At 46.5% G+C, this 20,684-nt stretch carries 19 protein-coding genes and 1 pseudogene; 3 read left to right on the forward strand and 17 right to left on the reverse strand.

Translation table 11 applies throughout. The annotated features are described in order from the left end of the window. Positions 1 to 109 precede the first annotated feature (109 nt). The 10 genes from QMK20_RS19500 to QMK20_RS19545 form a co-directional block, all read right to left on the reverse strand. A complete protein-coding gene (locus QMK20_RS19500) occupies positions 110 to 2,359 on the reverse strand; it encodes a methyl-accepting chemotaxis protein (RefSeq protein ID WP_283652949.1) in 2,250 nt (749 codons plus the stop codon). 223 nt (positions 2,360 to 2,582) lie between these two features. After that, positions 2,583 to 3,914, reverse strand: a complete 1,332-nt coding sequence (locus QMK20_RS19505; RefSeq protein WP_283652950.1) for a peptidase U32 family protein — start codon at positions 3,912 to 3,914, stop codon at positions 2,583 to 2,585. Positions 3,915 to 3,946: 32 nt separating this feature from the next. Then, positions 3,947 to 4,876 (reverse strand): peptidase U32 family protein, encoded by a 930-nt coding sequence (locus QMK20_RS19510; RefSeq protein WP_283652951.1) that lies wholly within the window; start codon positions 4,874 to 4,876, stop codon positions 3,947 to 3,949. An 11-nt stretch (positions 4,877 to 4,887) separates the two neighbouring features. Continuing rightward, the gene (gene mltG, locus QMK20_RS19515; RefSeq protein ID WP_283656313.1) at positions 4,888 to 5,916 is read right to left on the reverse strand and encodes an endolytic transglycosylase MltG; all 1,029 of its coding nucleotides are present in this window, start codon (positions 5,914 to 5,916) and stop codon (positions 4,888 to 4,890) included. 95 nt (positions 5,917 to 6,011) lie between these two features. Continuing rightward, on the reverse strand, positions 6,012 to 6,317 hold the full coding sequence (locus QMK20_RS19520) for a DUF1292 domain-containing protein (RefSeq protein WP_283652952.1): 306 nt from the start codon (positions 6,315 to 6,317) through the stop codon (positions 6,012 to 6,014). After that, entirely contained in the window at positions 6,314 to 6,616 is a 303-nt protein-coding gene (locus tag QMK20_RS19525) for a DUF1292 domain-containing protein (protein ID WP_025682191.1), read from the reverse strand. The genes QMK20_RS19520 and QMK20_RS19525 overlap by 4 nt, the downstream gene beginning before the upstream one ends. 13 nt (positions 6,617 to 6,629) lie before the next feature. Beyond that, the gene (gene ruvX, locus QMK20_RS19530; RefSeq protein ID WP_014282932.1) at positions 6,630 to 7,046 is read right to left on the reverse strand and encodes a Holliday junction resolvase RuvX; all 417 of its coding nucleotides are present in this window, start codon (positions 7,044 to 7,046) and stop codon (positions 6,630 to 6,632) included. A 9-nt stretch (positions 7,047 to 7,055) separates the two neighbouring features. Next, complete coding sequence (locus tag QMK20_RS19535) at positions 7,056 to 7,316, reverse strand: IreB family regulatory phosphoprotein (protein ID WP_007431624.1); 261 nt, start codon at positions 7,314 to 7,316, stop codon at positions 7,056 to 7,058. Positions 7,317 to 7,452: 136 nt separating this feature from the next. Next, positions 7,453 to 10,086, reverse strand: a complete 2,634-nt coding sequence (gene alaS, locus QMK20_RS19540) for an alanine--tRNA ligase (protein WP_283652953.1) — start codon at positions 10,084 to 10,086, stop codon at positions 7,453 to 7,455. A 343-nt stretch (positions 10,087 to 10,429) separates the two neighbouring features. After that, on the reverse strand, positions 10,430 to 11,497 hold the full coding sequence (locus QMK20_RS19545; RefSeq protein WP_044648689.1) for an AI-2E family transporter: 1,068 nt from the start codon (positions 11,495 to 11,497) through the stop codon (positions 10,430 to 10,432). A 209-nt stretch (positions 11,498 to 11,706) separates the two neighbouring features. Between QMK20_RS19545 and QMK20_RS19550 the strand changes: the two genes are divergently transcribed. After that, the gene (locus tag QMK20_RS19550) at positions 11,707 to 13,680 is read left to right on the forward strand and encodes a methyl-accepting chemotaxis protein (protein ID WP_283652954.1); all 1,974 of its coding nucleotides are present in this window, start codon (positions 11,707 to 11,709) and stop codon (positions 13,678 to 13,680) included. Positions 13,681 to 13,895: 215 nt separating this feature from the next. Here QMK20_RS19550 and QMK20_RS19555 read toward each other — a convergent pair whose 3' ends face one another. From QMK20_RS19555 to cymR, 4 genes are all read right to left on the reverse strand, one after another. Continuing rightward, positions 13,896 to 14,108 carry a hypothetical protein gene (locus QMK20_RS19555; protein ID WP_013311529.1) on the reverse strand — a complete coding sequence of 71 codons (213 nt, stop codon included), beginning with the start codon at positions 14,106 to 14,108 and terminating at the stop codon, positions 13,896 to 13,898. A gap of 10 nt (positions 14,109 to 14,118) precedes the next feature. Beyond that, positions 14,119 to 14,640 (reverse strand): PRC-barrel domain-containing protein, encoded by a 522-nt coding sequence (locus QMK20_RS19560; RefSeq protein WP_283652955.1) that lies wholly within the window; start codon positions 14,638 to 14,640, stop codon positions 14,119 to 14,121. 133 nt (positions 14,641 to 14,773) lie between these two features. Next, complete coding sequence (locus QMK20_RS19565) at positions 14,774 to 15,925, reverse strand: cysteine desulfurase family protein (RefSeq protein ID WP_283652956.1); 1,152 nt, start codon at positions 15,923 to 15,925, stop codon at positions 14,774 to 14,776. Between the two features lie 11 nt (positions 15,926 to 15,936). Further along, the gene (gene cymR / locus QMK20_RS19570; RefSeq protein WP_014282941.1) at positions 15,937 to 16,356 is read right to left on the reverse strand and encodes a cysteine metabolism transcriptional regulator CymR; all 420 of its coding nucleotides are present in this window, start codon (positions 16,354 to 16,356) and stop codon (positions 15,937 to 15,939) included. 298 nt (positions 16,357 to 16,654) lie between these two features. Here cymR and mnmA point away from each other — a divergent pair, with 298 nt between their 5' ends. Beyond that, positions 16,655 to 17,782 carry a tRNA 2-thiouridine(34) synthase MnmA gene (gene mnmA, locus QMK20_RS19575; protein WP_283652957.1) on the forward strand — a complete coding sequence of 376 codons (1,128 nt, stop codon included), beginning with the start codon at positions 16,655 to 16,657 and terminating at the stop codon, positions 17,780 to 17,782. A 751-nt stretch (positions 17,783 to 18,533) separates the two neighbouring features. Here the strand turns inward: mnmA and QMK20_RS19580 are convergent. Then, positions 18,534 to 18,728 (reverse strand): annotated as a pseudogene (locus tag QMK20_RS19580) (recombinase family protein); the annotation flags it as partial. 113 nt (positions 18,729 to 18,841) lie between these two features. Between QMK20_RS19580 and QMK20_RS19585 the strand changes: the two are divergent. Continuing rightward, complete coding sequence (locus QMK20_RS19585) at positions 18,842 to 19,288, forward strand: YhfM domain-containing protein (RefSeq protein ID WP_283652958.1); 447 nt, start codon at positions 18,842 to 18,844, stop codon at positions 19,286 to 19,288. 61 nt (positions 19,289 to 19,349) lie between these two features. Here the strand turns inward: QMK20_RS19585 and QMK20_RS19590 are convergent, their stop codons facing one another. Next, positions 19,350 to 19,961 (reverse strand): hypothetical protein, encoded by a 612-nt coding sequence (locus QMK20_RS19590; protein ID WP_283652959.1) that lies wholly within the window; start codon positions 19,959 to 19,961, stop codon positions 19,350 to 19,352. Positions 19,962 to 19,997: 36 nt separating this feature from the next. Then, the gene (locus QMK20_RS19595) at positions 19,998 to 20,567 is read right to left on the reverse strand and encodes a hypothetical protein (RefSeq protein ID WP_044648697.1); all 570 of its coding nucleotides are present in this window, start codon (positions 20,565 to 20,567) and stop codon (positions 19,998 to 20,000) included. Positions 20,568 to 20,684 lie beyond the last annotated feature (117 nt).

The following is a 20,684-nucleotide window of genomic DNA, read 5'->3' on the forward strand; positions in this document are numbered from 1 at the left end:
CTATGCAAAGTATTGGCTAAGGAAAGGGCTTCTGGGTAAACAATAAATTCATATAGCACAATAATCCTCAAACGTCAGCAAGCTCTACAATTTATGGATACGTATACCCTTACACTGTAAACCGTGAAAGCTGCTCCTTCAAATTGACCGATACCCCTTCCAGCTTATCAGACAATCCTACCAGCTGATTCCCGATATTCGCCTGCTCGGTGCTGAGAGAAGCGACTTCCTGCGAAGTGGCGGAGGACTGCTCGGCTACCGCACTCACATTGGTCATCGCCTCCGACAAGATCGCCTGCGATTCACTCAGCTCCTGAATGGATGAGGTAACCGTACCCAATCGAAGCGCAAATTCTCCCATTTGCTGCTGTACCGATTGGAAAATGTCCGTCGTCTCCTGTACCGCTCCCATCTGCTGTCGGAACAGTGGGTAAACCTCCGATAACGCCTGAACCGTCTCATTCATCTCGCCGACGATGTTATTAATAATTCCCGTCGCCGTGCGAATGGCTTGACGTGATTGTTCAGCCAGCTGCCGAACCTCATTGGCCACCACCATAAATCCGCGACCTGCTGTTCCGGCCCTTGCCGCTTCAATCGTTGCATTTAACGATAAAATATTCGTTTGCTTCGCAATATCTTGTAGCACGTCCAGCACCTTGAAGACATCGGAAGTCGTCTCCTTCAACTTGTCTACTTTGCTCACAAGCGCATGCGTCGTTTCTTCAGTGACCTGGGTCTTACTCAGGAGGTTTTTCAGCTGAACCGTTCCTTGTTCACTGGATTGCTCGACCTCGTGTGCAACCTTGCTCATTTCATGGTTGGAAGCTATAACCGTATCCATTTGCTGTGATATGTTTCCGGTCAGTCCGCTGCCACGTTCAGCCTCTGTCGCCAAGCTGGCGGAGCCGTGAGCAATCTCCTCCGTTGCTGCTGCAATTTCCTTGGCTGAGATGGCCGTTTTCTTTGAGGCATCACTCAGTTCCGTCGCTGTATCCAGCACCTCTTGGGCTGAAACGTTCGTCTGTTCTACCAGCAAAGTAATCTGCTCCATCATCGTATCAAAGCTTTCAGACAATTGCCCGATTTCATCCTTAGCGTTGTAGTTAGTACGAACCTGCAGATTGCCCTTGGCTCCTTCCAGCATCAGATCTTTTAAATGCGTTAAAGGGAGCGCCACAAGTCGCACCATCCACAAACCGATGAACAACGCAATCAGTGCCGCCACCGCAGCAAAAATCCAGGTCGCCGTTAAAATCCCTTCGGCATCTTTAACCAGCACAAATACAGGTACGACACCCAGAAGAATCCACTTGGAGGTGCCCAGTGTATTATGCACCGCCAGCACATTTTGCACTTTCCCATCTGCGGACTGCTCCAAAATTTGATTTCCTTCAACACCCTGGAGCTGTGAAACGTAATCCAACTTTTGTTTCCCTCCTGCCAGAGCATCAATGTTGGAGCCTATAAAAACGCCATCCTGTGTAATAAGGCTAATCATACTGCCCGCACCCAAATCAATACTCTTCAACTGATCATCCACGGCACTGGACTTCAAATCCATGACCAAGACGTAAGTCCCGCCCAAGCCCGACATGCTGTTCATGGAACGAGCCAGACGAAACGTCTTACTGCCGTTTTCATTTACCTGTGTAGGCAACCAGACAATCCCTTTATTTTTTAAAATATCCTTGAACCATGCTTCCTGTCGTACGTCCTTTTGTGTTCCTGTGCCCATAGCAGCCAGATCCGTCTGTTCAGGATACAGATAAAGCGAATCAATTTCCTTGTTTGTAAATGCAATATTCGTTAACTTCTTGTTTACTTCACCCATAGCGACAAATGAATCAAACGAATTTTTCTCCTGCTTTGCCGCCTTTTGTAGCTGATCACTTAATTCAGTATCGAAGAACACCTGTGTCGAGGTATCCTGAAAGCGTTCCAAAATGATATCCAGCTTCTCTGCGGTTTGTTGAACCGTTTGCTGGTAAGCCGTAGCCGCATTTTGCTCAATTGTATTTTTGGCTTTAAAGTATGAAATCATTCCCAGACTGATCACAAACAACATAATCGCTGTAAAAAAGATCAAAAACAGCTTCATGCCAACTGAACGGACCGGATTATAATTTTTAACCAAATGCATAAAATCCTTACTGTATTTTTCCGGCTTGAGTAAGCGCTTTAAATTGTATGCGCCTACACGAGTAGCCTTAGACAACCAGGGAGCGACCTTCGAATACCCCCCAACTGTTTTGTCTCCTTTAGCCGTTGTCGCCTTGCTGCCCTTCAACCCTTTAATTAGAGCCGTTTTCTTTGGCTGCTTCTTCGTTGTATTCCCCTCTTTTTTCCAAAAAGCCATTTCTCTCACCTACCACCCTATAATTAGTTTCCTGATCCACGTATCCGTTATGTATCTATTATCTATATCATATCTATCAGAACTATTCGACAAGGAATGTAGCTTTCCTTTCAACAACCACTAAATTTTGTGAAACTTTTTTCCTAGAAAAGTATTCAAAAAAAAGCCCCTCCAACCGATAGGAGAGGCTTTTGAATCTTTTTATCCGAGACTTAAGACTTAATTACTTCTTTTTACGCATCATGTCAAAATAAGATACAGGCTGATCTACCTTCATTTTGATCCGTTGAAGCGGGTGACGGGCAGCATCCAATTCGTTGCCTTCTTCATCCCAGATTGTTCCAACCGTTTGTTTAAAGAACGTTCCGTTCGGACCAAAAAATTCAATTTCATGTCCCGGTTTAAAATGGTTACGCTGTTGAATGGTAGCTATACCACTCGCCGCATCGTAGTCCATAACCAGTCCGGCAAAATCATAAGGCGCAGCCTTTTCTTCCGGCTCATAAATATGATCTTCGTGATCCGGTGTATCGTAGAAAAAGCCAGTGTTCAGCGGACGATTAGCCGCCTTGTTTATTTCATCAATCCATTCCGGCTTGAGCACATAATTTTCAGGATCAGCCATATAGGAGTCAATCGCTTGACGATAGACATTTACAACCGTAGCCACATAGTGAATGGACTTCATACGTCCCTCTACTTTGAAGCTGTCCACACCGACATCAATCAGATCAGGGACATTATCAATCATGCACAGATCCTTAGAGCCCATAGAAAAGGCATTATCACTTTCCTCAAACAATGGAATCTGATTAACGCCAAGCTGGAACTGCTTCAGAACGTTGCTATCCTGCGCCTCTTCCTCTGATATCCACACCTCGTCTTGACGGGCATCCTCAAACAAATCGTATTTCCAGCGGCAGGACTGACAGCAGCCCCCACGATTGGAATCCCGGTCCGTAAAGTGATTAGACAGCACGCAGCGACCGGAAAATGAAGAGCACATCGCACCATGGACAAAGGCTTCGATTTCGATGTCTACATGCTTTTTAATTTCTTCAATTTCCTCCAAGCTGGTCTCACGGCCCAGTACCACACGCGGTAATCCTTCATTCTTCCAGAACTTTACCGCCTGCCAGTTCAGCGTCGATTGCTGGGTGCTCAAATGCACTTCCAGCTCCGGCACCGTACGCAATGCCACAGATACAATCGCTGGATCAGCGACAATTACAGCATGAATACCCGCCTTGTACAAATTACACAGGTATTCTTCAATTCCCGCAATATCCTCATTGTGCGCATAAATATTGGTAGCAACAATAACTTTGGCGCCATATTTTTTCGCAAACTCTACGCCTTCCCGCATTTCCTCAAAGCTGAAATTATCGGCATTGGAGCGCAGACCGTATTTTTGTCCACCAATGTACACGGCATCCGCGCCATAGTGAATAGCGAACTTCAGCTTTTCCAGATTTCCGGCAGGAGCCAGCAGCTCCGGCTTATCCAGACGATTCCGCTTGCCCGTATACTTTCTCGTTTTGGTCATCGTTCCCATGACGTTCCCCCCTCTGTGTACTCTTTTTCAAATTAATAAACCTGTTCTTTATAGAAAAATCCGAAGGACAGTTCCCGTTCAGGATCTTGAAGACGGCGAACCTCATCCAGCCAGCTTTCATCATAAGCATAAGCGTCCGGATCAGCTGTAAAAGTATCCATCGCTTTGCGATAAGCACGAACGACCGCCGCGTTATAAGCCGCAGGCTTCAACAAGCCCTCAATCTTAAAGCTATGCACGCCTGCTTCCATCAGAATATGCAGGTCCTCCATAATGCAAAAATCATCCGAACTCATAATATGCGTTCCGTTGATATCCTCATAAATCGGAAACTTCTCTTCCTGCCGCTCTGCTTCGATCAAAAACAAGCCGCGCTCTCTGCCCAGATCACCTTCCACCGTGCGTCCCTGATGCAGCATATAGCTTTGTACAAGCTTGCGCTTGGAATGATAAATATTAGTCATGCCATGCACCTGAACCTGCGCCTCCATGTTCAACTTTGGCACCATTTCCGTAATTTCGTCCATACTCAGCTCACGGGCCAAAATGACGCGCGAAGCCCCCTTCTCTCCCCAATAGTTGGCGGTTGCGAAGTTGGTGGAAATCATTTCACCGTTCCAGAACAACTTCAAATGAGGGGCATATTCCTTTACCGCCATTAATACGGCCGGATCATTAAACTCAATGGCATCTACACCGCATCCGGCAAGTGTCTGTACGTATTCGGAAAGGAACGGCAATAGCTCGTTCGTCATCAAGTTGGTCATGGATACATATACCTGGGCCGTATGCTTTCGAGCTTCTTCCACAACCTCACGGATTTGGTCCGGTGTAAAATGTCCCGGTAATCGCATCCCAAAGCGGTCATCTCCAATAAGCAATGCGCTCGCTCCAGCCTCCAGCATTTGACGGGCATCCTCCGGAGAACTGGCAGTTACCAATAGTTCGGGTTTGTAAGCCATAGGCTCACCTCCTAATTTGTCTTACGGTTGCTTACCTGAATATTATGCAAATGTTCTTTATATGTCTTGGCAAACAAATGTCTGTGCGTTCCGTCTTTTTTGGTCACATAAAATAAATAATCCGTAGCATCCGGCTGCAAAGCTGCCACCACTGATTTCAGGCTGGGGCTTGCAATCGGCCCCGGTGGAAGTCCCTGATGCAAATACGTATTATATGGGCTTTCTACAGCCAAATCCTTGTAGTACAGCCGTTCCTTTTGCTTGTCCAGCATATATTGAACGGTAGCGTCAATTTCCAGCTTCTTATCCTGCTTGAGCCGGTTATAAATAACGCCAGCAACGACAGGCCGTTCATTATCTACAACGACCTCGCGCTCCACCAGAGAAGCAACGGTCAGCAGTTGATGCCGCGTTTCCCCCCGCTGTTTCAGCTTGGCGTCCACATCAGGAACGGTCTCCAGACGTTTTTGCGTCTGTTCCAGCATCGCCTGTATAATATCTTTGGTCGTACTGCCCTTTTTCAGCTCATAGGTTTCCGGGAAAAGATAGCCTTCCAGCGCATAGCGAAGCCCCGCCTGCTTTGGAATGTCACGCACCAGTGCGACGTCAAAAGCGGACGGATCGTTGGCCAGCTGCAAAAATTGCTTCTGGTCCGCCAGTCCTTCCTTTTGCAGCTTATCAGCCATCTGTCTGATCGTAAATCCTTCCGGTATCGTAAAACGGATCATTTCCTCTTTCACAACGTCCCCTGCCGAGAGCTTGGCAATCAGCTGATCGAAGGTAGCACCGGGCTGAACCTCATATTTTCCGGCCTGAAATGCGCTTCCTTGCTGTTTGAATTTAAGGTAAGCCTTAAACACGAGCGCATTACGTATGAGTCCCTTTTGCTCCAGTGTATCAGCTATAGCGGACGTGCCCGTTCCCTTCACTATTGTAAATACAACCGGCTGCGTTTTCGCCTGAACAGGCTGCATGGCATTCCAAATATAGAGAGTTGCTCCGCCTGCTATGATCACAATCAATAGAAGCAACGTAACCAACGTCATCCTTCGCTTCACTTCCACCCAACTCCTTCACAGCCAAAAAGGGCGGACTGGTCCGCCCTTTCAGGTTTGATCTCCTCGTTATCCAGACCTTACAGCTCTTCCGGCAGTGTGCATTCATCATACAGCTCGGAAATATCTTCCCACTCATCGTCATCCTCAATCGTGGTGATGGAAATATCGCCTTCCGGGGATGGGCTCACATGATACAGCTCATGCTCGCCTTCAGCAGTTCCGGGCTTGCGCAATACGGCGTACCGTTGCTCTCCTACCTTGAACTCTGCTTCCAGTTCCATGCGTATTGCACGGCCCTGTTCATCCTGTAGCTCTACATCGCCGCCGAACGCTTCCTTCAAATCAGAGGTCCAGCTCAGGTCTTCACGTGAATAGTTCGTCATTTCCCGTCTTCCTCGTCCTCTTCTTCCACAAATGTATTAAAGGTCTCTTCAACGATTTCCCATTCGGCATCGTCTTGGATCACAAACAATTTAATATCATCGCCTTCTTCCTCGTAACGGAAGGCGTACACATCGGACTCGTCGGCTTCAGGGTCCACTGGCGCAACCATCATGTACTTCGCTTCGGAACCGTCTACCTCAAACTTCATAATGACCTCGAACTCTTCCTCGTTGCCCTCGTCATCGGCAATGTAAATAATTTCCGGCTCTTCTTCCATACCCACTTGATTTTCAGCCATTACGAAATCCCCCTCACCTTGTACTGTGTGCGTCCAAATAGTTTTGCAAGATCAGGCTTGCGGCCAGTTTGTCTACCACCTGCTTGCGTTTTTTTCGGCTGACGTCGGCCTCCAGGAGCGTGCGCTCTGCCGAACGCGTCGTCAGCCGTTCATCCCAAAGGTGAACGGGTAAACCCAGTAACTCCTTGAGTCGGTTTGCAAACTCAATGCAAATCTCACCGCGTGGACCCACGGTACCGTTCATGTTTTTCGGCAAGCCTACTACAACCTCGCCGACCTCATTGTCACGTACCAGATTTGCAATTTTACCGAACTCGCTGTCGTCACCGCGTCGTTCTATGACTTCCAATCCTTGGGCGGTCCAGCCGAAGGCATCACTTACGGCGACCCCGATTCGGCGGTCCCCGTAATCCAATCCCATTACTTTCATGCCTGTCTCCTAACGGTGCTTGGCCAGATAGAAACGAACCAGCTCTTCAATCAGTTCATCGCGTTCTTTTTTGCGTACCAGGCTTCTGGCATTATTATGCCGTGGCACATAAGCCGGATCACCTGACAACAAATACCCGACAATTTGATTGATCGGATTGTATTCTTTTTCCACCAAAGCATCATATACGGTCAACAAAATCTCCTGAGCAGAAGCTTCCTTCTCATCCGCCTTGACATTAAATTTGACCGTTTTGTCCATGGAATCCACTGTTGACACCTCGCTTCCACAAAACATGTGTACATGTTTATGCCAGCTTATTCTTATACATCATACCATAAGCAGAGCCCTTCAAGGAAATGTCTAAGTCCGGTTTTTTCCAAAATTCCGCAAAAATTATCGAACTTTATCCTTGAGTAGCCGCCACTACCAATTCACGGGCACGCACGAGCGCTTCGTCCAGCTTGCTGGCATCCTTGCCTCCGGCTTGCGCCATATCCGGACGTCCGCCGCCTCCGCCGCCGCATACTGCAGCAATTTCCTTCACAAGCTTGCCTGCATGAAGCCCAGCCTTGGTATGCTCTGCCGGTACAGCTACGACAAAATTGACTTTGTCATCCATTGCAGCCCCAAGTACCAGCACAGCAGCTGGAAGCTTGCCTTTCAGCTCATCAGCAATCGCACGCAGCGCATCCATACTGGAAGCCTGTACACGTGCAGCCAACAGCTGTACTCCGCCAGCTTGCACGACCTGATCGGTCAATTGGCCCGCTTCAATAACACTCAGCTTGCTTTGCAGCGATTCATTTTCACGACTGAGGTCCTTAATTTGCTGTTGCAAGGATTCGATGCGTTTTGGCACCTCGGACAGCTTGGATTTCACCAGACCTGCCGATACTTTTAGCAGTTCCAACTGGCCTTCCATATATTCAAAGCCAAAGCGTCCAGTCACCGCTTCAATCCGGCGAACACCCGATCCGATGCCGCTCTCGCTGACAAGCTTGAACAGTCCGATTTGTGAGGTGTTGCTCACATGACAGCCGCCGCACAGCTCAATGCTGTAATCGCCTACCTTGACGACACGTACGATATCTCCATATTTTTCACCGAACAGCGCCATCGCTCCGAGAGCCTTGGCTTCATCAATCGGTTTCAGTTCAATATTTACATCCAGCTGGCTCCAAATAGCGCGATTTACACGCAACTCAATATCCGCCAGTTCTTCCGGCGTTATGCTTCCAAAATGGGAGAAGTCAAAACGCAGACGCCCAGGCTCCACCAGTGAACCTGCCTGATTGACATGGTCGCCCAGCACTTCCTTAAGCGCTTTGTGAAGCAAATGCGTAGCCGTATGATTTTTTTCGATTTCACCACGGGATGCTTGTTCCACTTCCGCTTTCACCGTATCGCCAACGTTCAGCTCACCGGCTTCCACGACGACCTGATGTACATGCTGGCCTTGAGGCGCCTTGAACAGTCCTTCGACCTTCGCCGTTACCGTACCTCCGCGCAGCAAGCCATGGTCACTTACCTGTCCGCCGCTTTCAGCATAAAAAGGAGTCACGTCCAGCACAACCTGACAAGTCTGTCCTTCACTAACACTATCCACTAGCACATCTTCATATACAATAGCCACAATTTTGGATTCGGTTACGAGGTCATTATATCCAACAAAATCGCTTTTAACCGCCAAGTCAGACAGGGGTCCACCCTGAATCTTCATGCTGGCATTGTCCTGATGAGCGTCACGCGCACGTTGCCGTTGCTCCTGCATCGCTTCATCAAAACCCTCACGGTCTACTTTCAAACCCTGCTCATCCGCATAATCCTCTGTGAGGTCAAATGGGAAGCCGTACGTGTCATACAGTTTGAAGGCGTCTGCTCCACTGATGACATTGCGACCTTCCGCTTTCGCCTGAGCACTGATATCAGCCAAAATAGCCAATCCGTCTGTCAGTGTCTCGTGGAAGCGTTCCTCTTCTGTTTTGATCACCTTGATGATGAAATCACGCTTGTCCACCACCTCAGGGTAGTACACGCCCATGACATCCCCCACCGTTTCCACAAGTTCAAACATAAATGGACGGTTCATGCCCAGCATTTTTCCGTAACGTACAGCACGGCGCAGCAAACGACGGATAACATAACCACGGCCTTCGTTGGAAGGCAGCACACCGTCACCAATCGCAAAAGCTACGGTGCGGACATGGTCAGCAATCACTTTGAGAGCCACATCGCTGTCCACATTTTCGTTATATTTGACTCCTGCCATAGCGGCTGTTTTCTGAATAATAGGTTGGAAAATATCCGTATCGAAGTTGGAATCCACATTTTGCAAAATGGATGCAAAACGCTCCAATCCCGCGCCTGTATCAATATTCTTGTTCGGAAGCGGCGTATAGCTACCATCCTTGTTATGGTTGAATTGTGAGAATACGAGGTTCCATACTTCCAGATAACGCTCGTTTTCCCCGCCCGGATACATTTCAGGGTCCGTCATGTCGCTGCCATAAGCTTCGCCGCGATCATAAAAAATTTCCGTACAAGGCCCGCAAGGACCTTCGCCGATATCCCAGAAGTTATCTTCCAGTTTGATAATACGTTCAGCAGGAAGCCCTACCTTTTCGTTCCACAGCTTGTACGCCTCTTCATCCTCAGGATATACGGTTACAGCCAGACGCTCCGGGTCAAAGCCGATCCACTTCGGATCAGTCAGAAATTCCCACGCCCATACAATGACTTCTTCCTTAAAATAGTCGCCAATCGAAAAATTACCGAGCATTTCGAAAAAAGTGTGGTGACGGCGCGTTTTGCCGACATTTTCAATGTCATTCGTGCGAATACATTTTTGCGAATTGGCGATACGCGGATTCTCAGGCTTCACACGTCCATCAAAATAAGGCTTAAGCGGTGCCATCCCTGCATTAATCCACAGCAGGGAAGGATCTTTATGCGGAACAAGCGGTGCGCTTGGTTCAATCACATGTCCCTTGCTTTCAAAAAACTCCAGCCATTTGGAGCGGATTTCACTAGCTTTCATATAAGTAGCCTCCTAATTATGGTGTCACTTGTACTTGGCACAGGCCATAAAAAAACAGAAAAACGCCCCTGAACGGATCAGGGACGATTGTATCGCGGTACCACCCTGGTTATCGTCGTCCCCTCTGTACGAAATGCTACATGCGCAAGCTGCGCACCCAACATCTGATTAACGGACGAGCGATCGCCTTGTTTTCACTGGTAACGGGAGCATCCCGGCGGGTTCAGCCCGCACTCCGAAATGAGCTTTCCCTACTGGATAAACACATTTAAACATACTCAATTCAGTATATCCGTGTCATTTAGCCGTGTCAACGCGATTTCAGACGGGGATATGAACGAAATCAGATCGTTTTGCGCTTCACGTAATAAGCAAAAAAATGCTGAAGCGCCACCTTCAAGACCGCCATCACCGGAACCGCTAAAATTAACCCGGTTATTCCCGCTATTTCCCCGCCCACCAGCAGTGCGAAAATGATGGCAATCGGATGCAAATGCAAGGTTCGTCCAACCACCTGGGGAGAAATGACGTTACTTTCCAACACTTGAATACAGGTGTTGACGACTACGACCAGCAGCACCATTTTAAAAGAAACCGTAGAAGCCATTACGACCGCCGGAGCAGCCCCCAAAAACGGGCCTAAATACGGCACGATATTGAATACAGCCACCACTCCTGCCAGCAGCAGCGCATAAGGCATCCCAATCAGCATATATCCGATATAGGCCATCACCCCGATAATGACGCACACCAGCAGTTGTCCGCGCACATAGTTACCGAGCGCCTGATCAATTTCCTTGAGCACCGTTACAATAGCCTTGCGGCGGGATCGCGGGAGATAAGACACAATAGCCCGTTCAAACACATCGAAATCCTTTAAAATATAAAAAATGAGAAACGGCACAATGAACACATTGAACAACATATTGATCATCCCGCCGATGTTGTCCATAAAAGCAGCAATCCCTGTAGCCATCCGATTTTCGAGTTGAAAAAACCACTGATTCATACCTGAGCGTACCCCTTGGGGTAAAATACTTCCATCCATATTCGTCATTAATCCCTGTGCATGCATGGTCAGCTCAGGCAGATGCTCATTCAGTTCATCCAGTTGATCAATAAACATCGGAATCAGGTGCATCAGAATAACGACGAGGCTGCCCAAAAATACAGCATAAATGAGCAGGACGGCTACGCTTCGAGGTACCTTGCGTCCGCCCAGCATATTGACCACAGGATTAAGCACATAGGAAATAATCATCGCCACCGCAAATGGCGCAATAATTGTTTTTAGAAAATCATACAGATGCAAAAACAAAGGCCGAAGCAGCCAGATAAAATATAGAATGACAAGTCCCAGCAGTGTCCATATTCCGTATCGGAACAGCCTGCTTTTCGTTAATTGCTCCATATCGTGCCCCCTTACCGGACTAGCCTCTTCTAAGTATATGCCTGTACCTTTACTTTAATCCTTCCCATAACTGTAGAGGCGCCTTAAATAATGATTATGAAGAAAGAATGAAAACAATTGAAAATGATTAACAAAGTCATTCTATCTGACGATATAAGTACAAAGAACTATTTGAGCTTTCACATTTCTGAATCATCGGGGGTCGTTACATGAACTTAAAAATGAAGCTTATTCTCCTTTTCACCTGTATTGTTATCGTTGCAGCTGGGCCTTTGTCCGTCATTAGCATGACAAGCATTAAAAATCAGGCCAACCGTGACATACAAGAGCTTATGAACAGTAAAGCCACCGAAACCGTCAATCAGCTCGACGGATGGACAAGCGGCAATGCCAAAATTATCGAGACATTAGCTGCAGGTCTGGAATCCGGCAATATTCCACCAGATGCCAAAATAGCTTCTCTAAAGGCGGCCTTTCAAAACTATAAGGATCAAAGTATCGCTAACATTTATGCAGGATTTGAGGATGGAACCTACTGGGATGGCTCCGGCTGGTCTGATGCGGGCTACGATCCTCGCACACGTCCGTGGTACAAGGATGCCAAAACCAAGGGGGAATTGTATTATTCCTCACCGTACATTGATGCAGGAAGCCAGGACTTCACCATTTCCATTGCAAAGCCTCTCAAGGACTCCAATGGCTCTATCACTGGGGTGATCAGTGAAGATATTATGTTAAACGACATGACAAAAATCATTAAGAACATAAACCTGAACGGATTAGGCTACGCATTTCTGATTGACCAGAATGGAGTTGTCGTCGCGCATCCGGACAGCAAGCTGGCTGGTAAAAATCTCAAGGATACGCCCGAGTTGGGTTCATCAACGGCCACTCTGCTCAGTGCCCCTTCGGGAAAATCCGACTACAACTACAATGGTAGTGATCGCCAGCTTTATTTTAAGAAAATGCCCAGCACAGGCTGGATTGTAGGTTTGTCTATCTCAAAAGATATTGCTTTTCAGGAGTACTACTCCACTCGTAACCAACTGTTGATTACTGTAGCTATTATTTTCGTTGTTGCCATGCTTTTGGCGGTCTGGGCGGCGAACAGCTTTATCAAGCCGATTCGGAGGCTTCAAGCGAACGTCAAGCGGATTGCTGAAGGGGATATGACAGCACGTGTGGATATTAAGGGCAAAGATGAAATTGCCAGCTTGGGTACGGATTTTAATATCATGTCGGATAATCTTTCTCACTTACTGCGCAAAGTGGCAGATACGGCTGGCGAGGTCAGCTCAGCTTCTCATGACATGCACCAGCACGCCAAGGATACCGGGACCATTGCATCACAAATCTCCAGTGCCGTTCAGGAGCTTGCCCAAGGAGCAAGTGATCAGGCCGAGGCTGTATATTCCGGCTCTGAAAAGCTATCGCATATGACGGGCTCCATCGACCAAATCGGCCAAAGTGTCAAGCGAACCCAAACCGCCGTGCTGGAAACAGACTCTGCCGTGCTGGCTGGGTACGAAACAGCGGAGCGTCAAGCGAAGCTTGCAGCCGAGTCCAGACAAACAACAACCGCTGTAGGTGAAGCTGTAGACTCGCTCACGTTGAAAACACAGGATATTGAACGGCTGGCTGGGGCCATTCATAATATCGCAGCCCAAACCAATCTGCTGGCGCTAAATGCTTCCATTGAAGCAGCCCGTGCCGGGGAACACGGACGCGGCTTTGCCGTCGTTGCCGGGGAAGTACGCAAGCTGGCTGAACAAGCAGGAAGCTCCAGTGACAGCATTATGCACAAGCTGGAGGAAATCAAGGTTGCGGGACTGCGGAGCGCAGAGGAAATGAAGAAGGCTCTCGCTGTAACAGTAGAACAGGAGCATGCGGCTACCGCTACGAGACAGGCGTTCGAGTCCATACGGGGAGCTTCTCAGCATATGCTTACCCAGATTGAGGACGTATCCGCTGCGGCTGACCATCTCCGTACAAACGCTGGACATATTTCCGATGTCATTTCCAGCGTGGTCGCCGTTTCTGAGCAAAGCGCAGCTTCCACCGAGGAAGTGGCTTCCTCCGTGCAGGAGCAAGGGCATTCCATGAACAATATTGCCCAGCTTTCCGCCAAACTTGACTCGCACGCAGACCTGCTGCTGGAAGAGGTTAAACGCTTTAAGCTGTAAAACACTTCTGCCCAAAAAAACAGATAAACAGCATGCTATACATCCAGACAGGAATCTACATGAAAAAGAGGGTGACCCCCAGGCTATTACAGCCATCGGGAGTCACCCTCCTCGTTATTCATCAAGCATGGTCCAAACTATGATCCGTTCATCTGCTGAACAGTATAGTCACATCTCATATAGATGGACAGCCTGTCCCCGCTTCAGTTTTAAACTTAGGAAGAAGCGTGGATCTGGGGCAGATCCTGTTGTGCCATTTCATCTCCAAAGAACAGGTCGTCCAGCGAACTGAGCGTTCCATCCTCTTCCACTTGGTAGACGGACATTTTTTCACCATTCACTTGAAGTTCGATGAAGCATCCCCAGCAATAAAATTGATGGGAGCCGATTTTGCCGATATCTTTGGAATTACAATTCGGACATCTCAATAAACTCACCCTATCCATTAACAGAATATATGGCTTTTTCCAAACGCTGCTCGCTTAACGGGGGCACCATAACGGCATTCTCCCCGATGGACATTTCTTCGGTGCAGGGCAGCCATTTCCGCCCTTCTATAATATCCGATACAAAACCATCGCTGATTTCCAAGCCTATTATGTTATTGCCCATTCCCTGGTCAAAATAAACATCCGAAATGTGTCCGAGCATAAGTCCTTCCTCTGTAAGCACGGATAAATCCTTCAATTTACCGGGTCCAAGCAAATACGTAAGTTGAATATCGTTGGCTTCCGTTTTACGGACAGCTTGCTGATTGCGAATCATAATCGCATCTTCGCCATAAGCAACGATGTCATCCCAAGCCACCATTTTCACTTGAGATGAAAAAAGGCCTTTGCCCTCCAACTCGATCCCTGTAATTTTCCAATCAGCCGTCACCATAAAATCTTGTATTTTACCGATCTGCTTCCCGTCCTCTACGTCGAAAACGGCAAGTCCGATCATATCCTGAAGCTTCATAATAGGGTACCTCCTCATTCTGCAATCCGAACGGAGGTGCGGTCCTTTCCTTCATGCGTGTCAGACCTTGGTTCCGTTCATGCCATGAAATGGAAAACCGCCCCTCCCTTCTTATTAAAGTGCGGAGAAATCCCTAGTACCTAGTACGTAGCCGCTTCCATATGGTTTCAATTTTCTTGGCCGTGTATTCCATTTCCTCCGTAGTATTACCCAAACCGAAGCTAAAGCGAATCGCTGAATTCAAAACATCTTCAGGAAGATCCATCGCCTGCAACACATGCGACAATTCCAAAGACCCGGAAGTACAAGCTGAACCGCTGGCCGCTGCAATTCCTTCCATATCCAGATTCATCAGCATGGTCTCCGTACCGATATCCGGGAAGCTTAGATTCAGAACATTCGGTAAAGAATGCTCAGGATCGCCGTTGATCACAAAAGCGTCTTTGCCCAAAGTGTCTTCCAGCGCTTTCAGCAGAGTTTGACGAAGAGTCATATCGTGCGCCCAGCGTTCCTCTATAGAGGTGTTGGCAAGAGTTGCTGCTTTAGCCAAACCTGCAATCCCGGCAACGTTTTCCGTACCAGCACGGCGTTTCTTCTCCTGAAGTCCCCCGTGCATCAAAGGTTGGATACGTGTACCCTGACGGATATACAAAGCTCCAACGCCTTGCGGGCCGTTAATCTTATGACCGGATACGCTAAACAAATCAACCGGAAGGCTCTGGCAGTCTATCTGTATATGACCGTAAGCTTGAACCGCATCTACATGGAATACAATGCCATGTTCTCCCGCAATCTGTCCCACTTCATGGATCGGCTGAATTACGCCTACCTCATTGTTGGCATACATCATGCTGATCAAAAAAGTATTCGGCCGGATCGCAGCCTCTATATCGGCTGGATTGACGCGCCCAAAGCTGTTGACTGGCACATAGGTCACTTCATATCCCGCTTTTTTGAGTTCAGCGCAAGCATGAAGCACCGCATGATGCTCAATGGTTGTCGTAATGATATGGCCGGAAGTGCGGCCATCTGCCGTAGCCGTCCCGAACAGGGCCAGATTATCGCTTTCTGTCCCTCCGCTTGTAAATATGATTTCTTCGGGCTTGCAGCCCAAAGAGGCCGCAACGGCATCCCGTGCAGCGCTGACGGTGCGCTTGGCATCCCGGCCAAAGGCATGAACGCTTGAAGCGTTACCGAATTGGCCGGTCATGATGTCCATCATAGTCTGCGCAACCTCAGGATGCATAGGAGTCGATGCGGCATGATCCAGATAAATTCTGTTCATGTCGATTCACCTCAAATGTAAAACATGTAGTTATCCAATTCATCATGTTCCTGGTATGTGATCAAGTCCTTGAGCGTAGTGGAATCCAGTACTTCTGCAATACTGTCACGAATCCGTAGCCATAGCTGACGCTTCGCCGGATCATCCTCTTCAGTGAAATCTACTGGAGAAATCGGACCCTCCAATACACGAATAATGTCTCCTGCCGTTACCCCTGCCGGTTCACCCGCCAGAATATAACCGCCGTAAGCACCACGGATACTTTTTACCAAACCTGCATTGCGCAAAGGCGCAATAAGCTGCTCCAGATAATGCTCGGAGAGCTGATTTTTCTCGGCTATACTTTTCAAAGACGTCGGGCCTTCGCCAAACCTGGCTGCAAGTTCCATCATAATCGTCAGGCCGTAGCGGCCTTTTGTTGATATTTTCAATTGTGCCACCTCACTTATAGTAACAATTCCGTTAAACACGCGGAATAACTGGTGTTATAAACCTCTCTATTCCGATCTTAACCCTCAGCTTATGTTAACATATTAGGGCAGGTAAAGGGAAATATTACGGTAACAATCTTAAAAAAAGTTGTTTTCGGGCCATTTGAAACGGCTTTGGCCCATTTTATAGAACTTTCTCCCATCGTTCTCTGTGTCGTTGGATCGTCCATCCATCGTAACTTATTATCGTTTATGTTATAATAGGAGGGTTCTACAACAATATTGAGAGAATTGGGTGATGACCATGGCTAAAGCCAATCATGAAACCCGTGTCGTCGTCGGCATGTCCGGGGGCGTCGACTCATCCGTTACCGCGCTGCTACTGAAGGAGCAGCGCTATGACGTAATCGGCATCTTCATGAAAAACTGGGATGACACGGATGAATTTGGCCGTTGTACGGCTGAGGAGGATGCGGAGGATGTACGCCGTGTCTGTGAGCAGATCGACATTCCTTACTATACCGTCAATTTTGAAAAAGAATACTTCGATAAGGTATTCTCGTATTTTCTTGATGAATATAAGGCTGGACGTACTCCAAACCCGGATGTCATGTGCAACCGTGAAATTAAATTCGGCGAATTTCTCAATAAAGCGCTGGATTTGGGCGCGGATTATGTCGCTACAGGACATTACGCTCGGGTTGTGGAAGAAGACGGCCGTTTCACCTTGCTGCGGGGCGTGGACAGCAACAAGGATCAGACCTACTTCCTAAATGCATTGAGCCAAAAACAATTGTCTCGGACTATGTTCCCCATTGGTCATTTGCCGAAACCGGAGGTCCGCAAAATTGCGGAAGCCGCAGGATTGTATACGGCCAAGAAGAAGGACAGCACTGGCGTATGCTTCATCGGCGAGCGTAATTTCAAGGAGTTTTTGAGCGGGTATCTGCCTGCTAAAGGCGGAGACATGGTGGATATCGCTACAGGTGAAGTCAAAGGACGCCATGATGGTCTGATGTACTATACACTCGGCCAACGGCAAGGCTTGGGCATAGGCGGCTCCGGTTCAGGCGAACCGTGGTTCGTAGCCGACAAGGATCTGGAGCGGAACATTTTGTATGTGGTACAGGGCGACCGTCACCACAGCTTGTATTCCACCAGTCTAATTGCAACCGACGTGAACTGGATTGAAGGCGCGGATACGCGTCCGTCCGGCGAATTCCGTTGCGCAGCCAAGTTCCGTTATCGCCAGCCTGACCAGCAAGTGACTTTACAATGGCTTGAGGATGGAACCGTACACGTCGCATTCGACGTACATCAAAAAGCCATTACCCCTGGACAAGCCGTCGTATTTTACGATGGTGAACGGTGTCTGGGCGGCGGAACCATTGACAAGGTTGAAAAGCTCCAGCCTGAAACGGTTTAAAGTAATCCCCGTTTGATGTTGGCATAAATGCTTAAACAGGAGGCGTCTCTTCTATCTATGGGGGGGACGCTTTTTTTATGAAAAGATGCTCTTTTCTCCATTTGGGTATATTATGTAGACAAGATATCAATAAGCTTCTCATCTAGTCTCATTAAACCTCAAAAAACCTTATTGTATCAATGCTTTTCGTTCACTACTTTTCATTCTAGTCATATCGAATTACCATTAGCTGAAGAGTATCCATAATAAGGTGTATGCAAATTAAATCCCCCTTTATTCAGATAGGCCAACTATGTAAAAAAGCTCGCCCCTTTTTATTGTTAAGGGGCAAGCTGAAATTGTACTTTTTTCAAATCACTATGTTATCCCACAATTCTAAAATAGTCTTGTCGGCAATCTTCCCATTAGCAAACAACTCTCTTGCTGATTCAAACGACTGCGAAAAACTGTCTCTTTCACGAGTAAGAAAGTACTCTTCTTCATTCTGGCTAATCCAATAGCTATCATTCTTATAGTAACTTGTTCATGAGGCCACTCTGGATGCTGCTTTGAATTTCCATGATTCGTATAGTCTACATCGTGTACAGCTCTTCCATTCTCATCATAATATCTTCTTGTTTTTATCTCACCTGTATTTTTATCCAGAATATCAATAGATGAGTTAGGTTCACCTTTAGCCGGATGTGGATTCGTTGTCGTACTTGTATGATTAGATGAAGGAGTACCCTAACAAATCAGGCGTGATCTCCTGCTTAGGACGACCAAATTTCACCCCTGCTGCTTTGGCTACCTCTATTCCTTCACTTTGTCGTTGTTTATTTTTCAACCTTTCCTGTGCAGCTACGTAAGCAAGCATACTTAGGAATTGATCCTCAAGAAGCCTTCCAAAATCACCCTCACGAATCATTAACCGCATTGCCTGATAGCGAGGTCGGTCAAAATTCTTCCCACACTATTATCTATTTTTATACATTACAACAAAATTATTCTTTAAACTGAAACATTTCACCAATTCGGATCGTCTATAGAGTAAAATTCAGAAAGGGGATTTGTTCTATTATGCGGAAGAATGGAATATTGTTTTTGATTATCGTGTTGTTGTTAATAACAGCTTGTAGCTCTAACGCTGAAAAAATAGTTATTTCTCAAAGCGGGAAGGGGCAGGAGAAAATAATAGTCTACAAACTACAGAAGGACGCAACACTGCAACAACAAACAAAAAAAGATGTAATTGCTACATTTAATGATACTTCGGACACTATGATATTTATCAATGCAATTAAGGAATCAGAAAAGTTATCAGGTATAGTTAATACGGATTCTCCAAATTACGAAGTTACATTCCAAAAAGATGGAACAAAAGATTCTTATTATTTATGGATTAACAATAACGATCCAACCAACAATGCTATGTATGTGAATAAGGACGATACTCATACTGCGTACAAGATATCAGTCAACTCCACAAATTCGATAAATAAATTACTTGAGAGAATTAAAGATTAGCTAAAAAGGTCTGTTCTTTTGTTTAAATAAAGAACAGACCTTTTTTTGAATTTATTTCAAATCATATTTTTCCAATACTGATTTTCGGAATTGTTCTTTTGAATCTTGTTTTTCCCCCCGAAATACTAGGGGATTGAGAAGAAGGTTCAATAGCAAACTTTCCGAGATCCATATTGATTACGCTATACTGTCCTTGTGTATTTTTCTTGAGAAAAATAATACTTTTTTCATTTTGCTTCAATTCAGTATAATCCTCATAAGCTATTTTTTTCTTGCCCCCAGCATCTTTAATATAAGAAATCGGTTCGACTATAGACAAAGGTTCTTCTGCGTTCAGTGCTACACCTTCGGGTGACTTAATTACCTTGTCAATTTTTACATTAGTAAGTGTGTAAAAGTCTTGAATAGTGCCATCATCAAAGCTCGTAACGATATGTTGACGATCGTCAAAACCCTGTAAAGGAGTCCCTATCACAATAAGTTCTGCATTGGAGTCCAACTCGTCTGCCGTTCCGTATTCAATATAAGAAGCTTCTAACGAGATTTTTGGAGTATTTAATTCTGAAAATTTTGGAGAAGCATTCGTGGATGTAAAAAAAAGACTCCCTGAAGCAATCAGTCCCCCTACCGCTAATACAGAAATACCCAACTTTATTTTTTTATTAAAAGTCATAATAGTGCCCCTTCCTTAAATTAGTTATTACGATAATTAGTTTCCCCACTTGGCAATTAAGGATTGCTTGTCATATGCTTGAACACCGATAGACTGAATACCTTGTTTCATAACAGAGCTACTAGAAGTTGATGGATGCGCTTGAGATAACGTATGGCCAATCTCATGGGTTGCGTTGGAGGTTTTTTGTGCGGAATTCATACCGAAAGCCTCCATCTGATTATGATAAATTGCCACAGTAGCAAATGCCCATCTATCGCTTACACCTGCTACACCACCAGATGTGTTATAAGGAGTCGTTACTCCCAATAAACCAGAAGTAGCTGTAGAACCAACATAATATTTGTCTGGAGTTCCACTCGTCGATGTCGTTTTACCGATGTTTACTGATCCAGACGCAGCGCTCCAATCAGAACGTGCGGTATCATAGGCACTGGTATAGCCATTCGTAGAAACAGAGGAATCATAATATGCATTAAAATTGGCTGAGCTTCTCCCTCCGGTAAAGCTAGTTGCAAAAGAAGTGGAACTAATAGAAATCACGGCAATAGATAATATTCCGACCATGGAAAATAGCTTTTTCTTGGAAGCTAATAGTTTTTTCAAGGTTAGCACCCCTTTTAGGAAATTTGGAAATCTTATTATCATTCCTGACGTAACAGAAAACCACTAAATCATTGGCAGCACTTGCTACACTACTAAGTCCAAACGCATCCACCAGTA

Source organism: Paenibacillus sp. RC334 (assembly GCF_030034735.1).
In the GTDB taxonomy this organism is placed as follows: domain Bacteria; phylum Bacillota; class Bacilli; order Paenibacillales; family Paenibacillaceae; genus Paenibacillus; species Paenibacillus terrae_A.